14 protein-coding genes and 1 pseudogene are annotated in these 20,218 nt (G+C 67.7%); 5 read left to right on the plus strand and 10 right to left on the minus strand.

Annotated elements, in window-relative coordinates:
- Positions 1-564 precede the first annotated feature (564 nt).
- Positions 565-1,311: pseudogene (locus GQ56_RS39645) on the minus strand (aminoglycoside adenylyltransferase family protein).
- Positions 1,312-1,646: 335 nt separating this feature from the next.
- Positions 1,647-2,096, minus strand: a complete 450-nt coding sequence (locus GQ56_RS0130630; protein WP_011355701.1) for an HU family DNA-binding protein — start codon at positions 2,094-2,096, stop codon at positions 1,647-1,649.
- Positions 2,097-2,353: 257 nt separating this feature from the next.
- Here GQ56_RS0130630 and GQ56_RS0130635 point away from each other — a divergent pair, with 257 nt between their 5' ends.
- Positions 2,354-3,472, plus strand: coding sequence for an acyltransferase family protein (locus GQ56_RS0130635; protein ID WP_031402283.1), 1,119 nt, complete (start codon positions 2,354-2,356; stop codon positions 3,470-3,472).
- 381 nt (positions 3,473-3,853) lie between these two features.
- Here GQ56_RS0130635 and galU read toward each other — a convergent pair whose 3' ends face one another.
- Positions 3,854-4,741 (minus strand): UTP--glucose-1-phosphate uridylyltransferase GalU, encoded by an 888-nt coding sequence (gene galU / locus GQ56_RS0130640; protein ID WP_031402284.1) that lies wholly within the window; start codon positions 4,739-4,741, stop codon positions 3,854-3,856.
- 229 nt (positions 4,742-4,970) lie between these two features.
- On the minus strand, positions 4,971-5,114 hold the full coding sequence (locus GQ56_RS46120; protein WP_162836110.1) for a hypothetical protein: 144 nt from the start codon (positions 5,112-5,114) through the stop codon (positions 4,971-4,973).
- A gap of 233 nt (positions 5,115-5,347) precedes the next feature.
- Here GQ56_RS46120 and GQ56_RS0130650 point away from each other — a divergent pair, with 233 nt between their 5' ends.
- Positions 5,348-6,523 carry an acyltransferase family protein gene (locus tag GQ56_RS0130650; protein WP_031402285.1) on the plus strand — a complete coding sequence of 392 codons (1,176 nt, stop codon included), beginning with the start codon at positions 5,348-5,350 and terminating at the stop codon, positions 6,521-6,523.
- A gap of 354 nt (positions 6,524-6,877) precedes the next feature.
- On the opposite strand, the gene GQ56_RS0130655 is transcribed toward GQ56_RS0130650, so the two are convergent.
- The 3 genes from GQ56_RS0130655 to GQ56_RS0130665 are packed head-to-tail and all read right to left on the minus strand — an operon-like array spanning position 6,878 to position 13,034.
- On the minus strand, positions 6,878-9,343 hold the full coding sequence (locus tag GQ56_RS0130655) for a glycosyltransferase family 4 protein (protein WP_031402286.1): 2,466 nt from the start codon (positions 9,341-9,343) through the stop codon (positions 6,878-6,880).
- Complete coding sequence (locus tag GQ56_RS0130660) at positions 9,340-10,806, minus strand: flippase (protein ID WP_031402287.1); 1,467 nt, start codon at positions 10,804-10,806, stop codon at positions 9,340-9,342. The genes GQ56_RS0130655 and GQ56_RS0130660 overlap by 4 nt, the downstream gene beginning before the upstream one ends.
- A gap of 11 nt (positions 10,807-10,817) precedes the next feature.
- Positions 10,818-13,034 carry an NHL repeat-containing protein gene (locus GQ56_RS0130665; protein WP_031402288.1) on the minus strand — a complete coding sequence of 739 codons (2,217 nt, stop codon included), beginning with the start codon at positions 13,032-13,034 and terminating at the stop codon, positions 10,818-10,820.
- A gap of 457 nt (positions 13,035-13,491) precedes the next feature.
- On the opposite strand from GQ56_RS0130665, the gene GQ56_RS0130670 reads away from it, so the two are divergent.
- From GQ56_RS0130670 to GQ56_RS0130680, 3 genes are read left to right on the plus strand one after another with little or no spacing between them, the layout of a single operon-like run.
- Complete coding sequence (locus GQ56_RS0130670; RefSeq protein ID WP_031402289.1) at positions 13,492-14,556, plus strand: acyltransferase family protein; 1,065 nt, start codon at positions 13,492-13,494, stop codon at positions 14,554-14,556.
- Between the two features lie 35 nt (positions 14,557-14,591).
- Positions 14,592-15,638 carry a GDP-mannose 4,6-dehydratase gene (gene gmd / locus GQ56_RS0130675; RefSeq protein WP_031402290.1) on the plus strand — a complete coding sequence of 349 codons (1,047 nt, stop codon included), beginning with the start codon at positions 14,592-14,594 and terminating at the stop codon, positions 15,636-15,638.
- Positions 15,625-16,587 carry an NAD-dependent epimerase/dehydratase family protein gene (locus GQ56_RS0130680; RefSeq protein ID WP_031402291.1) on the plus strand — a complete coding sequence of 321 codons (963 nt, stop codon included), beginning with the start codon at positions 15,625-15,627 and terminating at the stop codon, positions 16,585-16,587. Before gmd ends, GQ56_RS0130680 begins: the two co-directional genes overlap by 14 nt.
- Positions 16,588-16,702: 115 nt before the next feature.
- Here GQ56_RS0130680 and GQ56_RS0130685 read toward each other — a convergent pair whose 3' ends face one another.
- The 3 genes from GQ56_RS0130685 to GQ56_RS0130695 form a co-directional block, all read right to left on the minus strand.
- Entirely contained in the window at positions 16,703-17,893 is a 1,191-nt protein-coding gene (locus GQ56_RS0130685) for an O-succinylhomoserine sulfhydrylase (protein WP_031402292.1), read from the minus strand.
- A gap of 245 nt (positions 17,894-18,138) precedes the next feature.
- Entirely contained in the window at positions 18,139-19,671 is a 1,533-nt protein-coding gene (gene purF, locus GQ56_RS0130690; RefSeq protein ID WP_031402293.1) for an amidophosphoribosyltransferase, read from the minus strand.
- A gap of 51 nt (positions 19,672-19,722) precedes the next feature.
- On the minus strand, positions 19,723-20,217 hold the full coding sequence (locus tag GQ56_RS0130695) for a CvpA family protein (protein WP_031402294.1): 495 nt from the start codon (positions 20,215-20,217) through the stop codon (positions 19,723-19,725).
- Between the last annotated feature and the right edge of the window lies 1 nt (position 20,218).

Raw genomic sequence — 20,218 nt, forward strand, 5'->3', positions numbered from 1 at the left:
GTCGACAGCATCGATTCGACCGTGCGCCGCGCGTCGCCTATGAATGCCGCGAGGCATTTCCCCGACAGGATCGCCGCGTATTCCTCGCCACCGAGATAGATCGCGCTCGAAAGGCAGCCACGTTCGTGGCACCCGCCGCTACGTCGACAGCATCGATTCGACCGTGCGCCGCGCGTCGCCTATGAATGCAGCGAGGCGTTTTCCCGACAGGATCGCCGCGTCTTCCTCGTCGCCGAGACAGGTCGCGCCCGGAAGGCAGCCACGTTCGCGGCGTCCGTCGCTACTTCGATAGCATCGATTCGACCGTGCGCCGCGCATAACCCATGAATGCCGCGAGGCATTTCCCCGACAGGATCGCCGCGTATTCCTCGCCACCGAGATAGATCGCGCTCGAAAGGCAGCCGCGTTCGTGGCATCCGCCGCTACTTCGGCAGCATCGATTCGACCGTGCGCCCCGCATAACCAATGAATGCCGCGAGGCATTTCCCCGACAGGATCGCCGCGTCTTCCTCGCCACCGAGATAGATTGCGCTGGAAAGGCGGCCACGTTCGCGGCATCCGCCGCTATGTCGACAGCATCGATTCGACCGTGCGCCGCGCGTCGCCGATGAATGCAGCAAGGCGTTCGCCCGACAGGATCGCCACGCCTTCCTCGCTGCCGAGACAGGCCGCGCGAGCCGCCGCTACAACCGACCGGTACGTTTCCGGCAGACGCTCCGGCACCCATCTCGCGGCGACCTCCTTGGGCGCGATCCTGCCGGTCACGGCGCTGTACCAGGTGCTCGCGAGCGCGAGCACCACGTTGCACGCGTCGCCGCGCCGATCCGGTTCGGCATGCCTCCGCGAAACGGTCGCCAACGACGCGGCGACAAGATCCCGAGCGGGCGCCGGCTCGAACAGCGCAGTCTCCGGCGGGCCGGTCAGCTCGACACCGTGCTGTCGCACCTTCGTCGACAGGATCGCCGGATCGTGATCGACGATGCCGGCTTCGAGGTCGTGACGCAGCCACTCGCCGAACTGCAGTGCGCGCCGCGCCGGATAACGCCACGGCATGACTTCGTCGTGCGCGACGACGGTCACTTCCAGTGCGCGCGTGCCTTCCGTGCGATGCCGGCACGGCGAGCAGGTCGAGCATCAGCGCACGCCACGTCGGCTCGTCGCGCCAGGCCCCGACACCGTGGTCAGCAAGTCGATGTCGCTGCGCGGTTTCCGTCTTCCGTCGAGCGCCGATCCGAACCGGTGGATCGCCTTCGGCATCGCGCCAAGATGCCGCTCGATCGTGTCGCACGCGGCGACGACCGGCGCGGAGATTTCGTCAGGAAGGGTTTCAGTCGCGACACGCGCGTCTCGCGCTGCGCACGCAACAGGCGCAGCGAGCGCGACGGGCCGCTGCGGATCGACCGCGAGCGCGGGTGACGATTGCCGTTCGTCATCGCGTGCGCGCGACACGTCATTCAGCGTACGTCACGCGTCGAGCCAGGCCTTCCACTGTTTCGCCTCTGCACTGTTTCGCCTCTGCGCGACTTCACTTCTTCGCTGCCGCGCGATTTGCGCAGCGCAATAAAAATCCCCGCACGCTTTCGCGTACGGGGATCGTCGGACCTCGCAGCGGCTGCCGACGTGCCGTCGGCAACCGTTGCGCAGCATTACGCTGCCGCGTCCTTCAGCTTCTTCAGCGCACGTGCCTTCACGCGCACGCTGGCCGGCTTCGCCGGGAACCAACGCTCTTCGCCCGTGAACGGATCCTTGCCGAAGCGCTTCTTCTTCGCCGGCACGACTTGCGCCGTGATCTTCAGCAGACCCGGCAGCGTGAATTCGCCTGCGCCCTTCTTGTGGACCGAGCCCAGCACGACGTTCTCGAGTGCGACGAGCACTGCCTTGACAGCCTTCACTTCGACAGCTGCGCGCTCAGCGATGTGCGTTGCGAGCGATGCCTTCGTGAACTTGTCCTTCAGCGGCGTCGGAGCAGCCGGTGCCGCCTTCGCGACAACCTTCTTGGCCACTACTTTCTTCGCGGGCGCAGCCTTTTTGGCAGCCACTTTCTTGGTGGCCGGTGCGGCAGCCTTCTTGGCCACCTTTTTTGCGGAAGTCGCCATGTTTCTCCTACCAGGTGTGGTCGTTGGATACACGAAGCGTGCAACGCGCGCGCTTCAACGCCGGATTCTACAAGCGCCTTGACGCTTCGTGCAGTACTTTTATGCGTTTTCGCGGGGTTTCCCGCAGGTTTTTTTGCGTGCGGCCGGCTTCATCGACGCTCGAGCGTCAGAAAACGCCTTCACGTAGGCCTCCAAACGCGAATTACGTTCGAGATTTGCGCACCTATACTGGCCTCGCTCAACGTCCGAACGCCGTCATGCGCGAAGCCCGATACGTCAAAGGACTCGACGGCCTGCGAGCCCTCGCCGTCATGCTCGTCTTCCTGTCCCACAAGGCTCACGTCGTCGCCGTCGACGTCGGCAAGCTCGGCGTGTGGACGTTTTTCCTGATCAGCGGATTCCTGATCGTCGGCGAGCTGCATCGCAACCGGCAGGCGGTCGAGTGCGGCACCATGACGCGTCGGCACGCACTCGCGCTGTTCCTCGCGAAACGCGCGCTGCGGATCTTCCCGGTGTATTACCTGCTGCTCGCCGCGCTCGCGATCGCGCACGCGCTGTTCTACCAGCGCGGCGTCGATCTCGGGCTCGCGTGGCACGCCGTGTTCCTGTCGAACTACTGGATCGGCGTCGTCAAGGACGGCTGGCCGGGCGCCACGTCGCACTTCTGGAGCCTCGCGGTTGAACAGCAGTTCTATCTGATCGCACCGCTCGCGCTGCTCGCGGTGCCCGCCGCGCGACACGTCGCGCTCGGCGTCGCGGCCGTCGTGGCATGCGCGATCGCGCATCTCGCGCTCCACCTGTCCGGCGCGTCGCCGGTGCTGATCTACGCGTTTTCCCCGTGGAATTTCGCGCTGATCGCGCTCGGCGGCGTCGGCGCGATGCTGCTCGCCGAGCACGGCGCAACCGCCGCACGGCGCGCCCCGCCGGGCTGGCTCGGCATGGCGGGCGTCGTGTTCTTCCTCGTGCTGCCCGCCTGCACGACATTGCCGGGCGGCGTCGCCGGACTCGCGGATCTCGGCCTGTCCGTATCGCTCGGCCTGCTGCTGATGTGGATCGTCAGCGTCCCCGGGCATCCGGTCGTGGCGCTGCTCGACCGCGCGCCGCTCGTCCACCTCGGCACGATCAGCTACGGCTTCTACCTGTTCCACAACCTGATTCCGGCACGCTTCGGCGTGCCGCCCGCGCACTTCGCGCACGCGGCGGTACCGGAAATCGTCCGCGCGACGCTGCCCGAGACACTGCAATTCGCGCTCGCCGTGCTGCTCGCGCACCTGTCCTGGCGCTATCTCGAAAAACGGCTGCTCGATTTCAAGCAGCCGCTCGCTGCGATGCTGGCCAGGCACTTCGCCGTGCGGCCGGGCACGTCGGCGCGTTGAACGCCGGTCGCAGGCGAAACGGACCGAACCGGCAAGCCGCGGCGCCGGGCACCCGCGCAAGCCGACCCGCGGCGAGAGATTCCGCGCCAGCGTCCGGCAGTGGCGGAACCGGTGCCGGCACGCGCCTCCACATGCATCGCGCAACCGCGTGCGCCGCTCCGGCACGGGCTTCCGCATCGGCTTCCGGCGTTACACGGACGCTAGCTGGCCGCACCGTCCCGCTGCGCATGCTGCACCGTTCTCGAAGCAGATCCGAGCCACCGCGTCCGCTCCCGCGGCACACACGGCGATCGCACACCCGCACACAAAAAAGCCCCGGGCGCGCGAGCGACCGGGGCCAACGGAACAACCACCACCTGAAACAACGACGGGCGCGACTGCTCAGGCGACAGCAGCCAGCGCGGGCAGACAGGTACGCAGATACGCCTCGAATTCGCGGCTCACTTCCGGATGCCGGAGCGCAAGCTCGACGGTGGCCTTGAGATAGCCGATCTTGCTGCCGCAGTCGAAGCGCGTGCCGTAGTAGCGATACGCGAGCACCTGCTCGTTCGCGAGCAGCGACTGGACCGCGTCGGTCAACTGCAGTTCGCCGCCCGCACCCGGCTTGAGCCGGCGCAGATGATCGAACACCGTCGGCATGAACACGTAGCGCCCGACCACGCCGAGATTCGACGGCGCGTCCTCGGGCGCGGGCTTCTCGATGATGCCCGACAGCTTGATGATGTCCTCTTCCCATTCGCGGCCTTCGATGACCCCGTACGAACGGCTGTCGTCGCGCGCGATCGTCTCGACCCCGATCACCGAGCTGTGATAGTGGTCGAACACGTCCACGAGCTGCTTGAGCACCGGCTGTTCGCCATGCAGCAGGTCGTCGGCGAGGATCACCGCGAACGGCTCGCCGTGCACCAGCTTCTCGGCGCACAGCACCGCGTGGCCGAGGCCGAGCGCTTCCGGCTGGCGCACATAGAAGCAGTCGACGTGGCTCGGCTTGATGCCGCGCACGAGTTCGAGCAGCTTCTCCTTGCCGCGCGCCTCGAGCTCGGCCTCGATCTCGTACGACTTGTCGAAGTGATCCTCGATCGCGCGCTTGCTGCGCCCGGTGACGAAGATCATCTCGGTCATGCCCGCGTTGATCGCTTCCTCGACCGCGTACTGGATCAGCGGCTTGTCGACGACGGGCAGCATTTCCTTCGGGCTCGCCTTCGTCGCCGGGAGGAACCGCGTGCCGAGACCGGCAACGGGGAACACGGCCTTGGTGACTTTCAACATGTTCGCATCCTGATTGCGTTGACTGCGCCGCGTCGACCCGCGACCCGGCGCGATGGTGTTCCGAACGGCATATCGAGAATCGACGGCACGGCCCACTCCATTCCGCTCGCTTTCGATATGAACTGATTACGCAACGATCCCGGGAAAAACATGCGCCTCCCGGACCGGGCGATATTGCCGGCCCGGTTGCCGAATCAGAAACAAGTTACCGATTTCGAAATGGCGATTCTCACGATTCGAATTCCTCGATATAAGGCACGCCGCCCCGTTCGAAGCCCGGGCGAATCGGCTCGTTCTTCAGCGCCTCACGGTACGCCGACAGCACGACCATGACCAGCAGTACTGCAGCGCTCGCGATCCAGTGCATGTCCATCTTGCCGCTCCTTGCGTCGATCAACCGAGGCTTCAAACTATCAGAAAAAAATCGGTAAATAATTGATGCCGTTCGCGGAACCGCTTTCATGACAAGCTGAAACCGCCATGCGGAATTCCGTTATTTCCAGGCGATATTTTTTTATTCATTGATCGAATTCCTGCGCATTAGGATGGGATCGGGTTTCCCGTTCGTTGACCGTCCATTTCATCCGTCGCAAGGAATCGAATCGCATGCACGCTTTCAGCGGATCGTCCCTGGCCGCGCCGCCCGTCGCCGATCGCAAGGAACACGTAATCGACGCGATGCGCGGCTTCGCGGCGCTGCTCGTCGCCTATTTCCATTGCCGCCAGGTCGTCTGGGTCGGCATGCAAAGCTTCCATCATGCCTACGGCCATGCCCTGAGCCCGGGCGCGATCGCCGGCTATCTGACCTTCCCGTTCGCGTGGGGCTCCGCCGGCGTGCCGATCTTCTTCGTCATCAGCGGTTACTGCATCCATCGCAACGCGGCGCTCAAGCTCGCGGCCGATCCCGCGTACCGGCTCGACGCGCCGAACTTCTGGGCGCGCCGGTTCGCGCGCATCTACCCGGTGCTGCTCGCCGCGTTGCTGTTCACGCTCGCGCTCGACGCGCTCAGCCTGCAGATCGAGCCCGTCAGCCACAAGATCCGCGACATCGGCGCCGCGGCCTTCCTCGTGAACCTGTTCTCGCTGCAGGGTGTCGCCGGCTACACGTACGGATCGAACGGCGCGCTGTGGACGCTGTCGCTCGAGGTGCAGTTCTACGCGATCTACCCGCTGCTGTTCGCACTGCGCCGGCGCATCGGCATGCCGGCCGTCGTGGCCGCGGTCGCGCTCGTCAACGTCGCGTCCGCATGGCTGCTCGAACGCCACGACCTGCAGTTCTTCACGTCGTACTGGCTGTCCTGGACGATCGGCGCGTGGATCGCCGACGTGCGCGCGCAGCAGGCGCGCGGCGCGGCCGTCGTGCCGTCGCGCGCGTGGTACGGTGCGGCCGCCGTGCTGCTGGCCGCCGGCTGCGGCGCGTTCCATGTCGGCCAGTACGGCGCGTTCCAGCTCTGGTCGGCCGGCTTCGCATGCTTCCTGTACCGCGCGCTTGCCCGTCCGCCGCGCCCGACGCCGCCGTTGCACGTGCTCGGCTGGTTCGGCGACTTCAGCTACTCGCTCTACCTGATCCACCTGCCGCTGTTCGTCTGCCTCGGCTCGGTGCTGTTCCATTCCCGGCTGCAGTTGTCGATCTGGCCGTCGTTCGCGTTCATGGCCGCCGCGATCCCGGTTGCGTACGTGTTCTACCGGCTGTTCGAGCGGCCCGCGATGACGTGGTCGGCCAGCTTCAGGCCGACGCGCTCCGCCCGCGCGGTCGCGCCGGCACCGGAGCGGGCCGCGTGATCCGGCCGATCCGCCTGCGGCGCCTCCGGGCGGCATCCCGCCGCACGGGGGCTTCCCGCCGCCGTGAGCACGCCGCGACACCCGGCTGACGCAGACGGGCATCCCGCCCGTGCCCGGCCGCGCCACGGCCCGCACAGGCCGCTCCTGATCGTTTTTCTTCACGCACAAGCCGAGGGGCGCCGCCTTCGCGCTCGACCGGCGTGTGCGCCGGATCGCGGCGACGGCCGGTCAAGGCGCGACACGACATGCGGCAACCCGCCCGCCACTCGCCGGACGGACTCCCGCGCCGAAAAGACACAGCCCCCATGCAGCGCAACGCCGCATGGGGGCTCGACGCCGGCCGGTGCGCGCCGCCTACCGCTTCCTCGCCTTCGCGGCCTTCGCCGTATCCGCGAGGATCTTCCCGACCCGCTCCACGCAGGTTTCGGTTCCGAACCGGCGCACCGCCGTCGCACGCCCGCTCGCGACGAGCCGCTCGCGCAGCGCGCCGTCGCGTTTCAGCGCATGCAGCGCATCGGCCAGCGCGGCGACATCGCCCGGCTCGCACAGCAGGCCGTTGTCCCCGTGCTCGACGATCTCGACGACGCCGCCCGCGCGGGCCGCGACGACCGGCCGGCGCGCGAGCATCCCCTCGACGATCACGCGCCCGAACGGCTCGGGCGTGATCGACGTGTGCGCGACGACGTCGACCGCCGTCATGCAGGCGGCCACGTCGCGCTGGAAGCCGAGGAAATGCACGCGCGCGGCCATCCCGTGCCGCGCGACGATTTCATGCAGTTGCGCCGCGTACGCGTCCTCGCCGAACAAGGGTGCGCCGACCAGCACCACGTGCATGTCGGGGTGCCGCGCGGCGGCCTCCAGCAGCACGTGCTGCCCCTTCCAGCGCGCGAGACGGCTGAACGAGCCGACGAGCCATGCCTCCGCGGGCAACCCGAGGCGCGCGCGCAGCGCGGCCTGGCCGACACCGTCCAGCGCATCGAACGGCTCGGCCGAAATGCCGTTGAACACGACGTCGACATGCTGCGGCGTGAAGCCCGTCAGCGCGCGGAACGCCTGTGCGGACGCGTCGGAATTCGCGATCACGCGCGTGACGCCCAGTCGCGCGCAGTACTTGATCGCCAGCAGTTGCTTGCCGCCGAAATGGTCGGTGCTGACGATGTCGCGCAGATGCCAGACCACCGGCTTGCGCGCGAGCCGCCCGGCCAGCGCGGCGACCACCATCGCACGCTGCGTGTTCGCGTAGATCACCTCGGCGCGGCGCGCGCGCCGCGCGACGTCGCGCACCAGCCGCACGAGCTGCCGCAACGCGCCGGCCGACACGCCGCCCTGCTTGCGCACGCCCGCGAGCGCGCCCTGTTCGACCACGTCGACCCGCGCGCCGATCTCGTCGAGCGCCGCGCGGAACGGGCCGTCGTCGAACAGCAGCACGTCGGCGTGCGCGCGCATGTGCTTCATGATCTCGAGCAACGACAGCTCGGCGCCGCCGAGCACGCCGCTCTGGTCGAGCACGAGGGTCGCCGGTCCGCGCGGGGCCGGCAACGGCGCGGCGGCCGCACCGCGCCGCGCGGTCGAGCCGGGCAGCACGGCTTCGACATAGTCGAGAAAGCGCTGCCGGAACGTATCGGCGGAAAACCGTTCGGCGTTCGCCCGGCACGCGGCCGGCGTGAAACGTTGCGGCGCGCGCTCGAAATCGTCGACGGCCGCGACGATCGCATGCGGCGTCTGTTCGTCGAAGAACAGCCCGGTCGGGGCCGCGGTCGATTGCGGATCGAGCACGGTTTCGAGCGCGCCGCCCTTGCCGTAGGCGATCACGGGCGTGCCGCACGCCTGCGCCTCGACGACCGAGATGCCGAAATCCTCCTCGGCGGCGAATACGAACGCCCTGGCGCGCCGCATCCGGTCGTGCAGCACCGCGAACGGCTGGTAGCCCATGATCTCGACGTTCGGACCGGCCTTCGCGCGGATCTTCTGCATCTCGGGGCCGTCGCCGATCACGACGAGCCGGCGCCCGGGCGTGCGCGAGAACGCGTCGACGATCAGGTCGATCTTCTTGTACGGCACCATCCGCGACGCGGTCAGGTAGAAATCCTCCTTCTCGACGTTCAGCGAAAACGCATCGACGTCGACCGGCGGGAAGATCACTGCCGCGTCGCGGTGATAGACCTTCCTGATGCGCCGCGCGATGAACGCGGAATTCGCGACGAAGGCGTCCACCGCGTTCGCGGTGCGCGTATCCCAGTTGCGGATGTAATGCAGGATCATCCGCGCGAGCAGCGATTTTGGCCCGTGCGCGAGGTTCGACTGCGCCAGATACTGATGCTGCAGGTCCCACGCATAGCGGATCGGCGAATGCACGTAGCTGATGTGCACCTGGTCCGGCCCGGTCAGCACGCCCTTCGCGACCGCGTGGCTGCTCGAGATCACCAGGTCGTAGTCCGACACGTCGAGCTGCTCGATCGCCAGCGGCATCAGCGGCAGGTAGCTGCGGTACCGGGTGCGCGCGAACGGCAGCTTCTGGATGAACGACGTCGTGACCGGCTTGCCGCGCACGAACGCACGGTCGTCGAGGAAATCGACGAGGCTGAACAGGTCGGCGTCGGGAAAGCACGCGACGATCTGTTCGAGCACGCGCTCGGCGCCGGCATAGGTGACGAGCCAGTCGTGGACGATCGCCACGCGCGGCGTGCGGGCCGGCTGATATGCGCCGGCCCGCCCGGCCGGCGCGGCACGGCGCAGCGCGGCGGCCTCGCCCGCTTCGGCCACGGCCGCGTCGGCGGCGGCGAGATTCAATACGGCGTGTTCCGCCAGATCGCGATTCATGCTGTTTTCCTCGGATTGAGACGGACAAGCAGGTCGAGCGCGAGCGCGCGCAGCCCCGGCGTCATCGCAAGCGACCACGCGACGTTCAGCACCAGCACGACCGCGCACAGGCCGATCGACCGGACCAGCTCCGGCCACGCCTGCGCCAGCAACAGGCTCGCGAGCAGGAAGGCCAGGTGCGCGAGCATGTCGAGCACGATCGCGCGCATCCGGATCGCCGACAGGGCCAGCAGCACGCCGTAGTCCACGAGCGCGCGCGCCGCGACGACCACGGCCGCGCCGGTCAGCCCGAAGTGATGGATGCCGAACCACAGTCCGCCGACGAAGAACGGCATCTCGACGAGCCCGGCGAATGCCGCGCGGGCCGGGTTGACCTGCGACTGGATCAGGATCCGCGTGACGCTCGCCTGGCCGACGAGCCAGACGCTGATCACCAGCACGCGGCCGACCGGCGCCGAATGCGCGGCGAGATCGGCGCCGACCCACAGCGTGAGGAACGGCGCTAGCGCGAAGATCGCGACGATGCCGACCGGCGTGAAGACGCCGTTCAGGAACTCCAGCGACTGGCGCGCGAGCGTGTCCGCATGATCGCGGCCGACCGCCGACAAACGCGGGAACAGCGTGCGCACGAGCGCATTCGGCAGCATGTTCAGGCGCGTGACGAGGTTCTGCGGCACCGTGTAGTAGGTCACGAACTTCGCGCCCATGCCGGCGCCGAGCATCACGCGGTCGAGGGTGTCGGCGATCATGCCGGTCGTGCTCGCGATCAGCATCCAGCCGCCGAAGTTGAACAGCCCCTTCGCGGTGCCCCACTGCGGCGGATCGATGCGCCGGATCCCGAGCACCCTGATGCTCGCGTGGCCGAGCATCGCCGCCGCGATCAGGCGCGCGACGACCGCCGCGGCAAGCACCGTCTGCAGGTTCGGCGCGATCCACCACGCGGCGCCGAGCGGCAGCAACTGGAACAGGAACGTGCCGATCGTCTGGTTGGTGTTGAACACGCCGAATCGCTCCGCGCCGTTGATCGCGCCGGCGAACACCCAGGACACGTTCGCCAGCGGAATCGCGAGCGCGAGCCACGGCAGCGCGCGATACACCTCGTGCTGCATCGCGACCGACACCTTCGTGAAATACGCGGTGTAGACGAACGCGCCGAAATAGATCAGCAGCCCGCCCACGACGCCGGTGCCGAGGTTCAGCCAGAACGCGCTCCAGAACACGCGCGCGCTTTCGTCCGCGTCGCCGCTCGCGAGCGCCTTCGAGATGTGGTTCTGCGCGGCCATGCTCATCCCGAGATCGAGGATTCCGAAATAGCCGATCAGCGTCCACACGAGGCTGACGACGCCGTAGCGTTCGACGCCGAGCGCGTGGATATAAGCGGGCACGGTCACCAGCGACACGAAGGTCGGCAGGATCAGCCCGATGAAGTTGATCGATACGTTCTTGAGAATGCCCTTGTCCATGCGCCCGCCCGTCACGGTTTCCAGCGATACATCAAGACCTTGCCGCGCGCGTCTTCCTCGACGAACACGAGGTACTCGCCGTTCTCGCGCCGGAACGCGCTGATGCCGAACGGCACGTCGACCCAGCCCGACGCCTTGCCGACTTCCGCGCCGGGGCTCATCACGCCGGCTTCCTTGCCGGTTTCCTTGTCGTACACGTGGATCTTGCCGACCGGCTCCACCGCGAAGAGATAGCGGCCCTCGACCGTGATGCCGATCAGGTCGAAGATCGGCTTCGCATCGAGCTGCCACGGCAGCGCGACCTGGTAGCGCACCGCCGGCGAGCCGGTCGACCACTTGTCGAAGCGCACCAGCACGCGGCCGACTTCCTTGTTGATGCCCGCCTGCGGCGGCGCGTCGGCCGTGTAGCCGGTCACGTACAGCGTGTCCGCCTGCGCGTCGTAGATCGCGCGGCGCAGCTGCGTGAACGGCTGCGGCATCGGATAGGTCGTGACCTTGTCGTACGCGTAGATCGGGTTGCCGGCCTTGTCGACGCCGCCGTACCGGAAGCGGTGGATGCCGCGCACGTCGCTCGTGCGCCAGATGTCGCCCTTCGTGTCGACCCACCAGCCCCAGCCGCCCGCCTTCGCGTTGCCGGTCGTGTTGAGCTCGAACTCGTCCGCGTCGAGGCGGCCGTTGCCGTTCGCGTCGCGCCACAGCCAGTCGCCGCCGGGCGGCTTGTTCGGCACCTTGTCGACCGGCCGCGCCCGGCCCGCGATCAGCCCGGACGGAATCGCGACTTCGCCGTCGCGCTTCGCGTCGAAGCGGTAGATCTTCAGATGATCGGCGTACATGTCGGTCAGGTACAGGAACGTGCGGCCGTCGACGCGGCGCGCGATCGGCAGGCCCGGCCACTGGTCCGTGTGGAACACCGGATCGTCCGGGTACCTGAAGCGGTTCGACAGGAAGCCGACGTATTTCCAGTCCTGGCCCGGCGGCTTCGACAGGTCGAGCTCGAAGCGCTTGTTGCCCGTGTACACGCTGTTCGGCCGCGCCGGGTCGAGCCACGCGCCGTCGACGAACAAGAGCCCCTGCACCTGCCAGCGCGGCTTGCCGTCCGGCGTGTAGCTTTCGAGCACCGCGCCGAGCCCCGCGCCGATCGTGTCGTGACGCGGCCCGACGCCGTTCATCGAGACATACACGTTGCCCGCGCGGTCGACGCCGACGCCCGTCAGCCCGTTGAAACGCCGCGGCCCCGGCCGCCCCGGCACCGGGCCCGCGAAGATGCCGCCGCGCTCGCCGAGCGTGCCCGACTGCGCATAGCCCTTGCCGCCTTTCGAGAAGATCAGGATCTGCTGGCGCGGCCCGTTGTCCGCCACGAACACGCGCCCTTTCGCGTCGACGGCCACGTCCACCGCGTCGGTATCGTCGGGCAGCGCAGGGGCGTCGGCGAGCCTGCTGCCGTCCGCGCGCACGTGCACGAGGCGTGCGGGCCCGCCAATCGTGTCCGTCAGCAGCCACAGCGTGCCGTCGCCCGCGAGTGCGATGCGGCCCGGCTCGTGTGCGCTCCACGTGCCCTTCTGCTGCATCGTCTCGGCGTCGTAGACGTCCACCGCGTCGCGCGCCGGATTCGTCGCGAACAGCGTACGGTCGTCGGCCGCGAGGCCGCCGACCTCCGCCCGCTGCTCGCCCACGTCCGACCGCGCGGGGGCCGGCACCTCGTTGACCATCATGAAGCTCGCGGCCATCCGCGCGCGACCGGCGTCGGCGCGGCCGCCCGGCGCGGCCTGCGGCGCCGCGCGAAACGGCGCGGGCTGCTTCATGTCGCCGATCGTGCGACGCGAAATGCCGAACCACTGCTTGCCCTTGTCCGGCCAGATGCCCGGCGACTGCAGGTGGCCGCGCTCGTTGCCGACGCCGATCGCGACGTACGCGTACTTGGCATTTACCGCGATCGCGCTGCCGCCGAGGTTGCCCCAGCCATGCGTGCCGCCCGCGAAGCCGAGCATCCTGCCGTCCTGGTAGACGCTCGCCTCGGCCCCGCTCTCGTCCCACGGCGCATTCGTATACACCTTGCCTTCCGGCGTGACCGCGATCGCGCGGATGTCGATCTGCGTCCAGCTGCCGTCGCCATAGCCGAACGTGTTGCCGATCCACGAGGTGGTCGCCGGCAACACCGTCTCGGCCGGCGCGGTGCTCGCCACCAGCGCCGCGCCTGCCGTGATGCCTGCCAGAATCAGACGTCGCAATGCGCTTCTCCAGACTCGATGCGGACGCGACCGGCGCTGCCGCAGGCTACCGCCGGCGCACCCGGTCGCGAAATGGGTTTCAAACGTCGCGATGCAGGTTACAAGCAAAAATAATCACAAGAAATTTGGAAATATTTGCGGATGTTTCCGCACGAAATATCGAACCGGCACGAATGACGAACGGCACTCGAATACGGCAACAACGACCGTCTTTCTCTCGCCGCCCTGTAGAAAATGCCGCTCCGCGCCGCCGTTCAAGGCCGGCCGGACGCCAGGTCTTTCACGCCACGGCCGGAATAACCGGCATTTGCCCGTTTTCCGCCGGATAAACGACGCGCGTTTTTTTGCCGATTTCTTTTCCCTAGAATCGATTCCGATTCGATATTTCATTTAAACGCATGCATTACGTACACGCATCGGACATGCGACCCGCCGCGGGTCGCCACGGAGCGGCGCGATGACGGCCGTCCCGCGCCCCGGGCATCTCGCCCCGCCGCAACCCGGCCGCATCGTGCAGCTCGACGGGCTGCGCGCGATCGCGGTGGGCGCCGTATTCCTGCAGCACGCGCTGAAAGCGCCGCTGTGGATGGGCGTCGACCTGTTCTTCGTGCTGAGCGGCCTGCTGATCACCGGCATCCTGCTCGATCGCAAGGCGCGCGGGCAGTCGTACTTCGGCCACTTCTACGCACGCCGCGCGCGCCGCATCCTGCCGCCGTACGTGCTGCTGCTGGCGGCGTCGACGCTCCTGTTCGGCGCGGGCTGGCTGCCGCACTGGCCGTGGTTCGCGTTTTTCTCGACCAATATCGGGCTGTCGCTCGGCAGCATCGGACACGACAGCCTGAACGTGCTGTGGTCGCTCGCGGTCGAGGAGCAGTTCTACATCTTCTGGCCGTTCGTCGTGCTGTGGTGTTCCGAGCGCGCGCTGCCGTGGGTCGCCGTCGCGCTGATCGTCGCCGCGCCGGTGCTGCGCGCGATCGCGACACCGTGGTTCGACTCGTTCTGGCCGATCTACTACCTGACGCCGTTCCGGATGGACCTGCTCGCGGCCGGCGCGCTGCTCGCGATCGTGCTGCGCCGCGACCGCCGCGCGCTGGAGCCGCTCTACCCGCTCGCGATCGCCGGCGTGCTCGTGTCGCTCGCGATCCTCGGCTGGCTGCACCTGTCGTTTCCGCGCTTTCGCGCCGCCAACACGCCGCTGTCGAATGCGGCGCTCTACAGCCTCTCGCTGCTGCTCTGCACGTCGATCGTCGTGATCGCGCTGCGCGGCCGCGGCGTCGTGCAGCGCGTGCTGGCCAACCCGGTGCTCGTTTACGTGGGCACCGTGAGCTACACCGTGTACCTGATCCACCTGAGCGTGCTGTATGGGCTGTGGCCGCTGCACCTGAACCGCCTCGTCACGGCCGCGCTCGCCCTCGCGCTCACGCTCGCGTACGCAACCCTGAGCTGGTACGGCTTCGAACGGCGCCTGACACGCGGCCCCGCGCGCCGCGCGCTGCCGGCCGCCGCCGGGACGGCCGCCTGAATTCCACCCTCCATCGTTTCGACCAGGACATCGCCATGAGCCAGACACGCAAGAAGGCCGTCATTACCGGGATCTCGGGACAGGACGGCGCGTACCTGACCAAGCTGCTGCTCGACAAGGGCTACGAGGTCACGGGCACCTATCGCCGCACCAGCTCGGTGAATTTCTGGCGCATCGCCGAGCTTGGCTGCGATACGCACCCGAACCTCGCGCTCGTCGAGCACGACCTGACGGACCCCGGCTCGAGCCTGCGCCTGCTCGAGCGCACGCAGCCCGACGAGCTGTACAACCTGGCCGCGCAGAGCTTCGTCGGCGTGTCGTTCGACCAGCCGGCGACAACTGCCGACGTGACCGGCATCGGCCCGCTGAACCTGCTCGAGGCGATCCGCGTCGTGAGCCCGAAGACGCGTTTCTACCAGGCGTCGACGTCCGAGATGTTCGGCAAGGTGCAGTCGGTTCCGCAGACGGAGGCGACCTCGTTCTATCCGCGCAGCCCGTACGGCGTGGCGAAGCTGTACGCACACTGGATGACGGTGAACTACCGCGAGTCCTACGGGCTGTTCGGCAGCAGCGGGATCCTGTTCAACCATGAATCGCCGCTGCGCGGCCGCGAATTCGTCACGCGCAAGATCACCGACACCGTCGCGAAGATCGCGCTGGGCAAGGCGACCCGCCTCGAACTCGGCAACCTCGACGCGAAGCGCGACTGGGGTTTCGCGCTCGAATACGTCGAAGGCATGTGGCGCATGCTGCAGGCCGACGAGCCCGACACCTACGTGCTCGCGACCCATCGCACCGAGACCGTGCGCGACTTCGTGCGGATGGCGTTCGCGGCCGCCGGCTACCAGATCGAATGGACCGGCAAGGGCGAGCAGGAGCGCGGCCTCGACGCGTCGAACGGCAACGTGCTCGTCGAAGTGAACCCGAAGTTCTACCGCCCTGCCGAGGTCGACCTGCTGATCGGCTGCGCGGACAAGGCCAGGGCCAAGCTCGGCTGGATGCCGAAGACGACGCTCGAACAGCTTTGCCAGATGATGGTCGAGGCGGACCTGACGCGGAATCGGCGCCATGACACGTTCTGACAGCGGGCGCGCGTCGCGCCGGGCGTTCGTCACGGGCCTGACGGGCTTCACCGGCCGCTACATGGCCGAACGCCTGCAGGCGGCCGGCTACGATGTCTGGGGCACGATCGCGCCCGGCGCCGCGCGCCCCGACGATCCAGCGTTCGCGCTCTGCACGCTGCTGCCCGTCGACTTGCTCGACGCCGAAGCGATGCGCGCCGCCGTGGCCGATGCGCGGCCCGACGCGGTCGTGCATCTGGCCGCGCGCGCGCATGTCGCGCAGGATGCGCCGTCGCAGACCTATGCGGTCAACATCGTCGGCACGCGCAACCTGCTGGCCGCGCTCGCGGGCCTCGATCGCCGCCCGTCCGCCGTGCTGCTCGCCAGCAGCGCGAACGTCTACGGCAACTCGACGGCCGGCGTGCTCGACGAAACCGCCGCGCCCGCCCCGGCGAACGACTATGCGGTCAGCAAGCTCGCGATGGAATATGCGGCGCGGCTATGGGCCGACCGGCTGCCGATCGTGATCGCGCGACCGTTCAACTACACGGGCGTCGGCCAGGGCGACGCGTATCTGCTGCCGAAGCTCGTCGCGCACTATGCGCGCAACGCACCGCGGATCTCGCTCGGCAACCTCAACGTGCGCCGCGATTTCTCCGACGTGCGCGACGTGACTGCCGCGTATCTGAAGCTGCTCGAGGCCGCGCCGGCCGGCGAGACGTTCAACGTCTGCTCGGAGCGCGCGTATTCGCTGAAGGAGGTGCTGGCGATGCTGTCGCGCATCGCCGGCTACGTGATCGACGTGACGGTCGATCCGCGCTTCGTGCGGCACAACGAAGTCAGGACCCTGAGCGGGTCGCGCGACAAGCTGCGGCACGTGGTGGGCGAGCAGCCGGTCACGCCGCTCGAAGCAACGCTGCGGTGGATGATGGACGCGATGCGCGACGCGCCACCCGGGCATGCCGGCTGAATCCGGCGGCGCGCACGATGGCGGGCGCGGAACGGTTTCCCTGCCGCGGAACGAAAAACGGGCCGCTCCATCGAGCGGCCCGTCGTCATGTCGGTGCTGAAACCGGTCGTCCCGCTCAGCCCTCGAGGCCGCGCGCGAGATCCTTGCGCAGGTCGCCCGCGTCCTCCAGGCCGACCGACAGCCGGATCAGCCCTTCGCTGATCCCCGCTGCCGCGCGCGCTTCCGGCGTGATGCGGCCGTGCGTGGTCGTTGCCGGATGCGTAATGGTCGTACGCGTGTCGCCGAGATTGCCGGTGATCGAGATCAGCTTCGTGTTGTCGATCACGCGCCACGCATTCGCACGCTGCTGTTCGGGCGTGTCGCCCTTCAGCTCGAACGACAGGATCGCGCCGCCCGCCTTCTGCTGGCGCTTCGCGAGCGCGTGCTGCGGATGCGATTCGAGGCCCGGATGAAACACCCGCGCGACCGCCGGATGCGCATCGAGCCAGCGCGCGATCTCCAGCGCGTTCGCCGATTGCTTCTCGACGCGCAGCGACAGCGTCTCCATCCCCTTCAGCAGCACCCACGCGTTGAACGCCGACAGCGTCGGGCCCGCGCTGCGCACGAACGGGAACACCTTGCCCACGATGAATTCCTTCGAGCCGACCAGCGCGCCGCCGAGCACGCGGCCCTGCCCGTCGAGGAATTTCGTCGCCGAGTGCATCACGACATCCGCGCCGAGCTTCAGCGGCTGCTGCAACACCGGGCTGCAGAAACAGTTGTCGACGACGAACAGCGCGTTCGCGGCCTTTGCGATCCGGCCGATCGCCTCGATGTCGGCGAGTTCGGTCAGCGGGTTCGACGGCGTCTCGAGGAAGAACATCTTCGTCTCGGGCCGCACGGCCTCCTGCCATGCATTCAGGTCGGTCGGATCGACGAAGGTCGTCGTGATTCCGAACTTGTTGAAGATCTGCGAGAACATCCCGAGCGTCGAGCCGAACAGGCTGCGCGAGCTGACGAGGTGGTCGCCTGCCTGCAGCGCGGCCATCACGACCGACATGATCGCGGCCATCCCCGATGCCGTCGCGATGCACGCCTCGCCGCCCTCGAGCGCGGCGAGACGCTCCTGGAACATGGTGACGGTCGGGTTCGTGAAGCGCGAATAGGTGAAATAGTCTTCCGAATTCGCGAAGCGCTCGGCCGCTTCGGCGGCGCTCGAGAAACAGAAGCTCGACGTGAGGAACAGCGCTTCCGAGTGTTCGTTGAAGTCGCTGCGCAGCGTGCCCGCGCGCACGGCAAGCGTGTCGAAGTTGAGGGAGTCGTCCATGTTCCGTTTTCCGTATGCGATGGCCGCGCATCTCGCGCGGACCCGGTCAAAACCAGGCCAAAACAAAAAGCCCGCTATGCGTCGGCATCAGCGGGCTTCGGTGCGGTACGACAGCGATCGACTCGGGCCGGCTGCCGCCGGCCTTCGCTTTAGCTGTTTTGGGAAGTCGCCCCGCGTCCGCAAGCTGATATCAAATCGACGCAAGGCCACATCCTATCACGCTTCGGCAAACGCGTGCGCCGGGGTCACTCGACCGACAGCTGCAGGTTCATCTGCGACCGCTCGGTGTCGCCTGCCGTGTCGCGATCGGCCTGCGACGCCGGTGCGAGGCGCGCGCGTTCGATCGCATCGAGATACTCGGGCGTCACGGCGCCGGTGATGTAGTTGCCGTCGAAGCACGACGCCTCGAAGCCTTCGAGCTTCGGGTTGATGTCGCGCACCGCGCGGCGCAGGTCGTCGACGTCCTGGTAGATCAGGTGGTCGGCGCCGATGATCTTCGCGACTTCGTCGTCGGTGCGGCCGTGCGCGACGAGTTCGCCGCGCGTCGGCATGTCGATGCCGTACACGTTCGGGAACTTCACGGGCGGCGCCGCCGACGCGAAGATCACCGACTTCGCGCCCGCATCGCGCGCCATCTGCACGATTTCATGCGAGGTCGTGCCGCGCACGATCGAGTCGTCGACGATCAGCACGTTCTTGTCCTTGAACTCGATGCTCATCGCGTTGAGCTTCTGGCGCACCGATTTCTTGCGCACGGCCTGCCCCGGCATGATGAACGTGCGGCCGACGTAGCGGTTCTTGAAGAAGCCCTCGCGATACTCGACGCCGAGCTTCGCGGCGACCTGCATCGCGGCCGGGCGCGACGAATCGGGAATCGGCATCACGACGTCGATCGGCACGTTCGGCAGTTCGCGCTTGATCTTCTCGGCGAGATAGTCGCCCATGCGCAGGCGCACGTTGTAGACCGGCACGCCGTCGAGGCACGAATCCGGACGCGCGAGATACACGTATTCGAACATGCACGGGTTCAGCGTCGGCTGCTCCGCGCATTGCTGGCTGTGGAAGTTGCCGGCCTTGTCGATGAAGATCGCCTCGCCCGGCTGCACGTCGCGGACGAACTCGAAGCCGATGCCTTCGACGGCCACCGATTCCGATGCGACCATCCATTCGGTGCCGTGCTCGGTCTCGAGCTTGCCGATGCAGAGCGGGCGGATGCCGAACGGGTCGCGGAACGCGAGCAGGCCGTAGCCGGCGATCAGCGACACAATCGCGTACGAGCCCTGCAGGCGGCGGTGCACGCCCGACACCGCCTTGAACACCGAGGCCGGATCGAGTTCGAGGCCCGTGGTCGACAGTTGCAGCTCGTGCGCGAACACGTTGAGCAGCACTTCGCTGTCGGAATTCGTGTTGATGTGCCGGCGGTCGATCCGGAACATCTCGTCCTTCAGTTGCTCCCAGTTCGTCAGGTTGCCGTTGTGCGCAAGGATGATCCCGAACGGCGCGTTCACGTAGAACGGCTGCGCCTCGGCCTCGCTCGACGCCGAGCCGGCCGTCGGGTAGCGCACCTGGCCGATGCCGTAGGTGCCGGGCAGGCTGCGCATGTTGCGCGTGCGGAACACGTCGCGCACCATGCCGTTCGCCTTGTACATGTGGAAATTGCTGCCGTCCGCCGTCGCGATGCCCGCCGCGTCCTGACCGCGATGCTGCAGCAGCAGCAGGCTGTCATAGATCAGCTGGTTGACCGGGGATTGGGAGATAACGCCTACGATGCCGCACATGGCATGTCCTTCAGAATGACAAAATCGGTTCCGTCCTGCCCGGCCGCGTCGTCACACGCGTACGTACTGGGCCATGCCGTCGGGCAGGAGCTGCTTCAGCTCGTGCACGCCCTGCTCGGCGATAGGACGCAATAGCGCATTGCGCCAGAAATCCTGTTTGGGCAGCTCGGTCAGCCCGGCCGCCGCGACCAGCAGCACTACCAGCACGCAGCCGCGGACGAGCCCGAACATCATGCCCAGCGAGCGGTCGACGCCGCCCAGGCCGCTCGCCTGCGCGATCCGCGACAGCAGCGCGTTTGCGACGCCGGCGACCAGCACGACGCCGATCACGAGCACCGCGAAGGCGATCACCCACTGCGTCAGCGCGCCGCCCGGCCAGTTCGCCGGAATGTACGGCACGACCAGCCCGACGTAGCGGCCCGCGATCACGATCGCCGCGATCCAGCCGATCAGCCCGAAAATCTCCGAGACGAAGCCGCGCCACGCCCCGCGCAGCGCCGACAACGCAATCACCGCCAATACAGCGTAGTCGAAAGCCGTCAGCATC

This window comes from Burkholderia paludis (assembly GCF_000732615.1).
Classification (GTDB): Bacteria; Pseudomonadota; Gammaproteobacteria; order Burkholderiales; family Burkholderiaceae; genus Burkholderia; species Burkholderia paludis.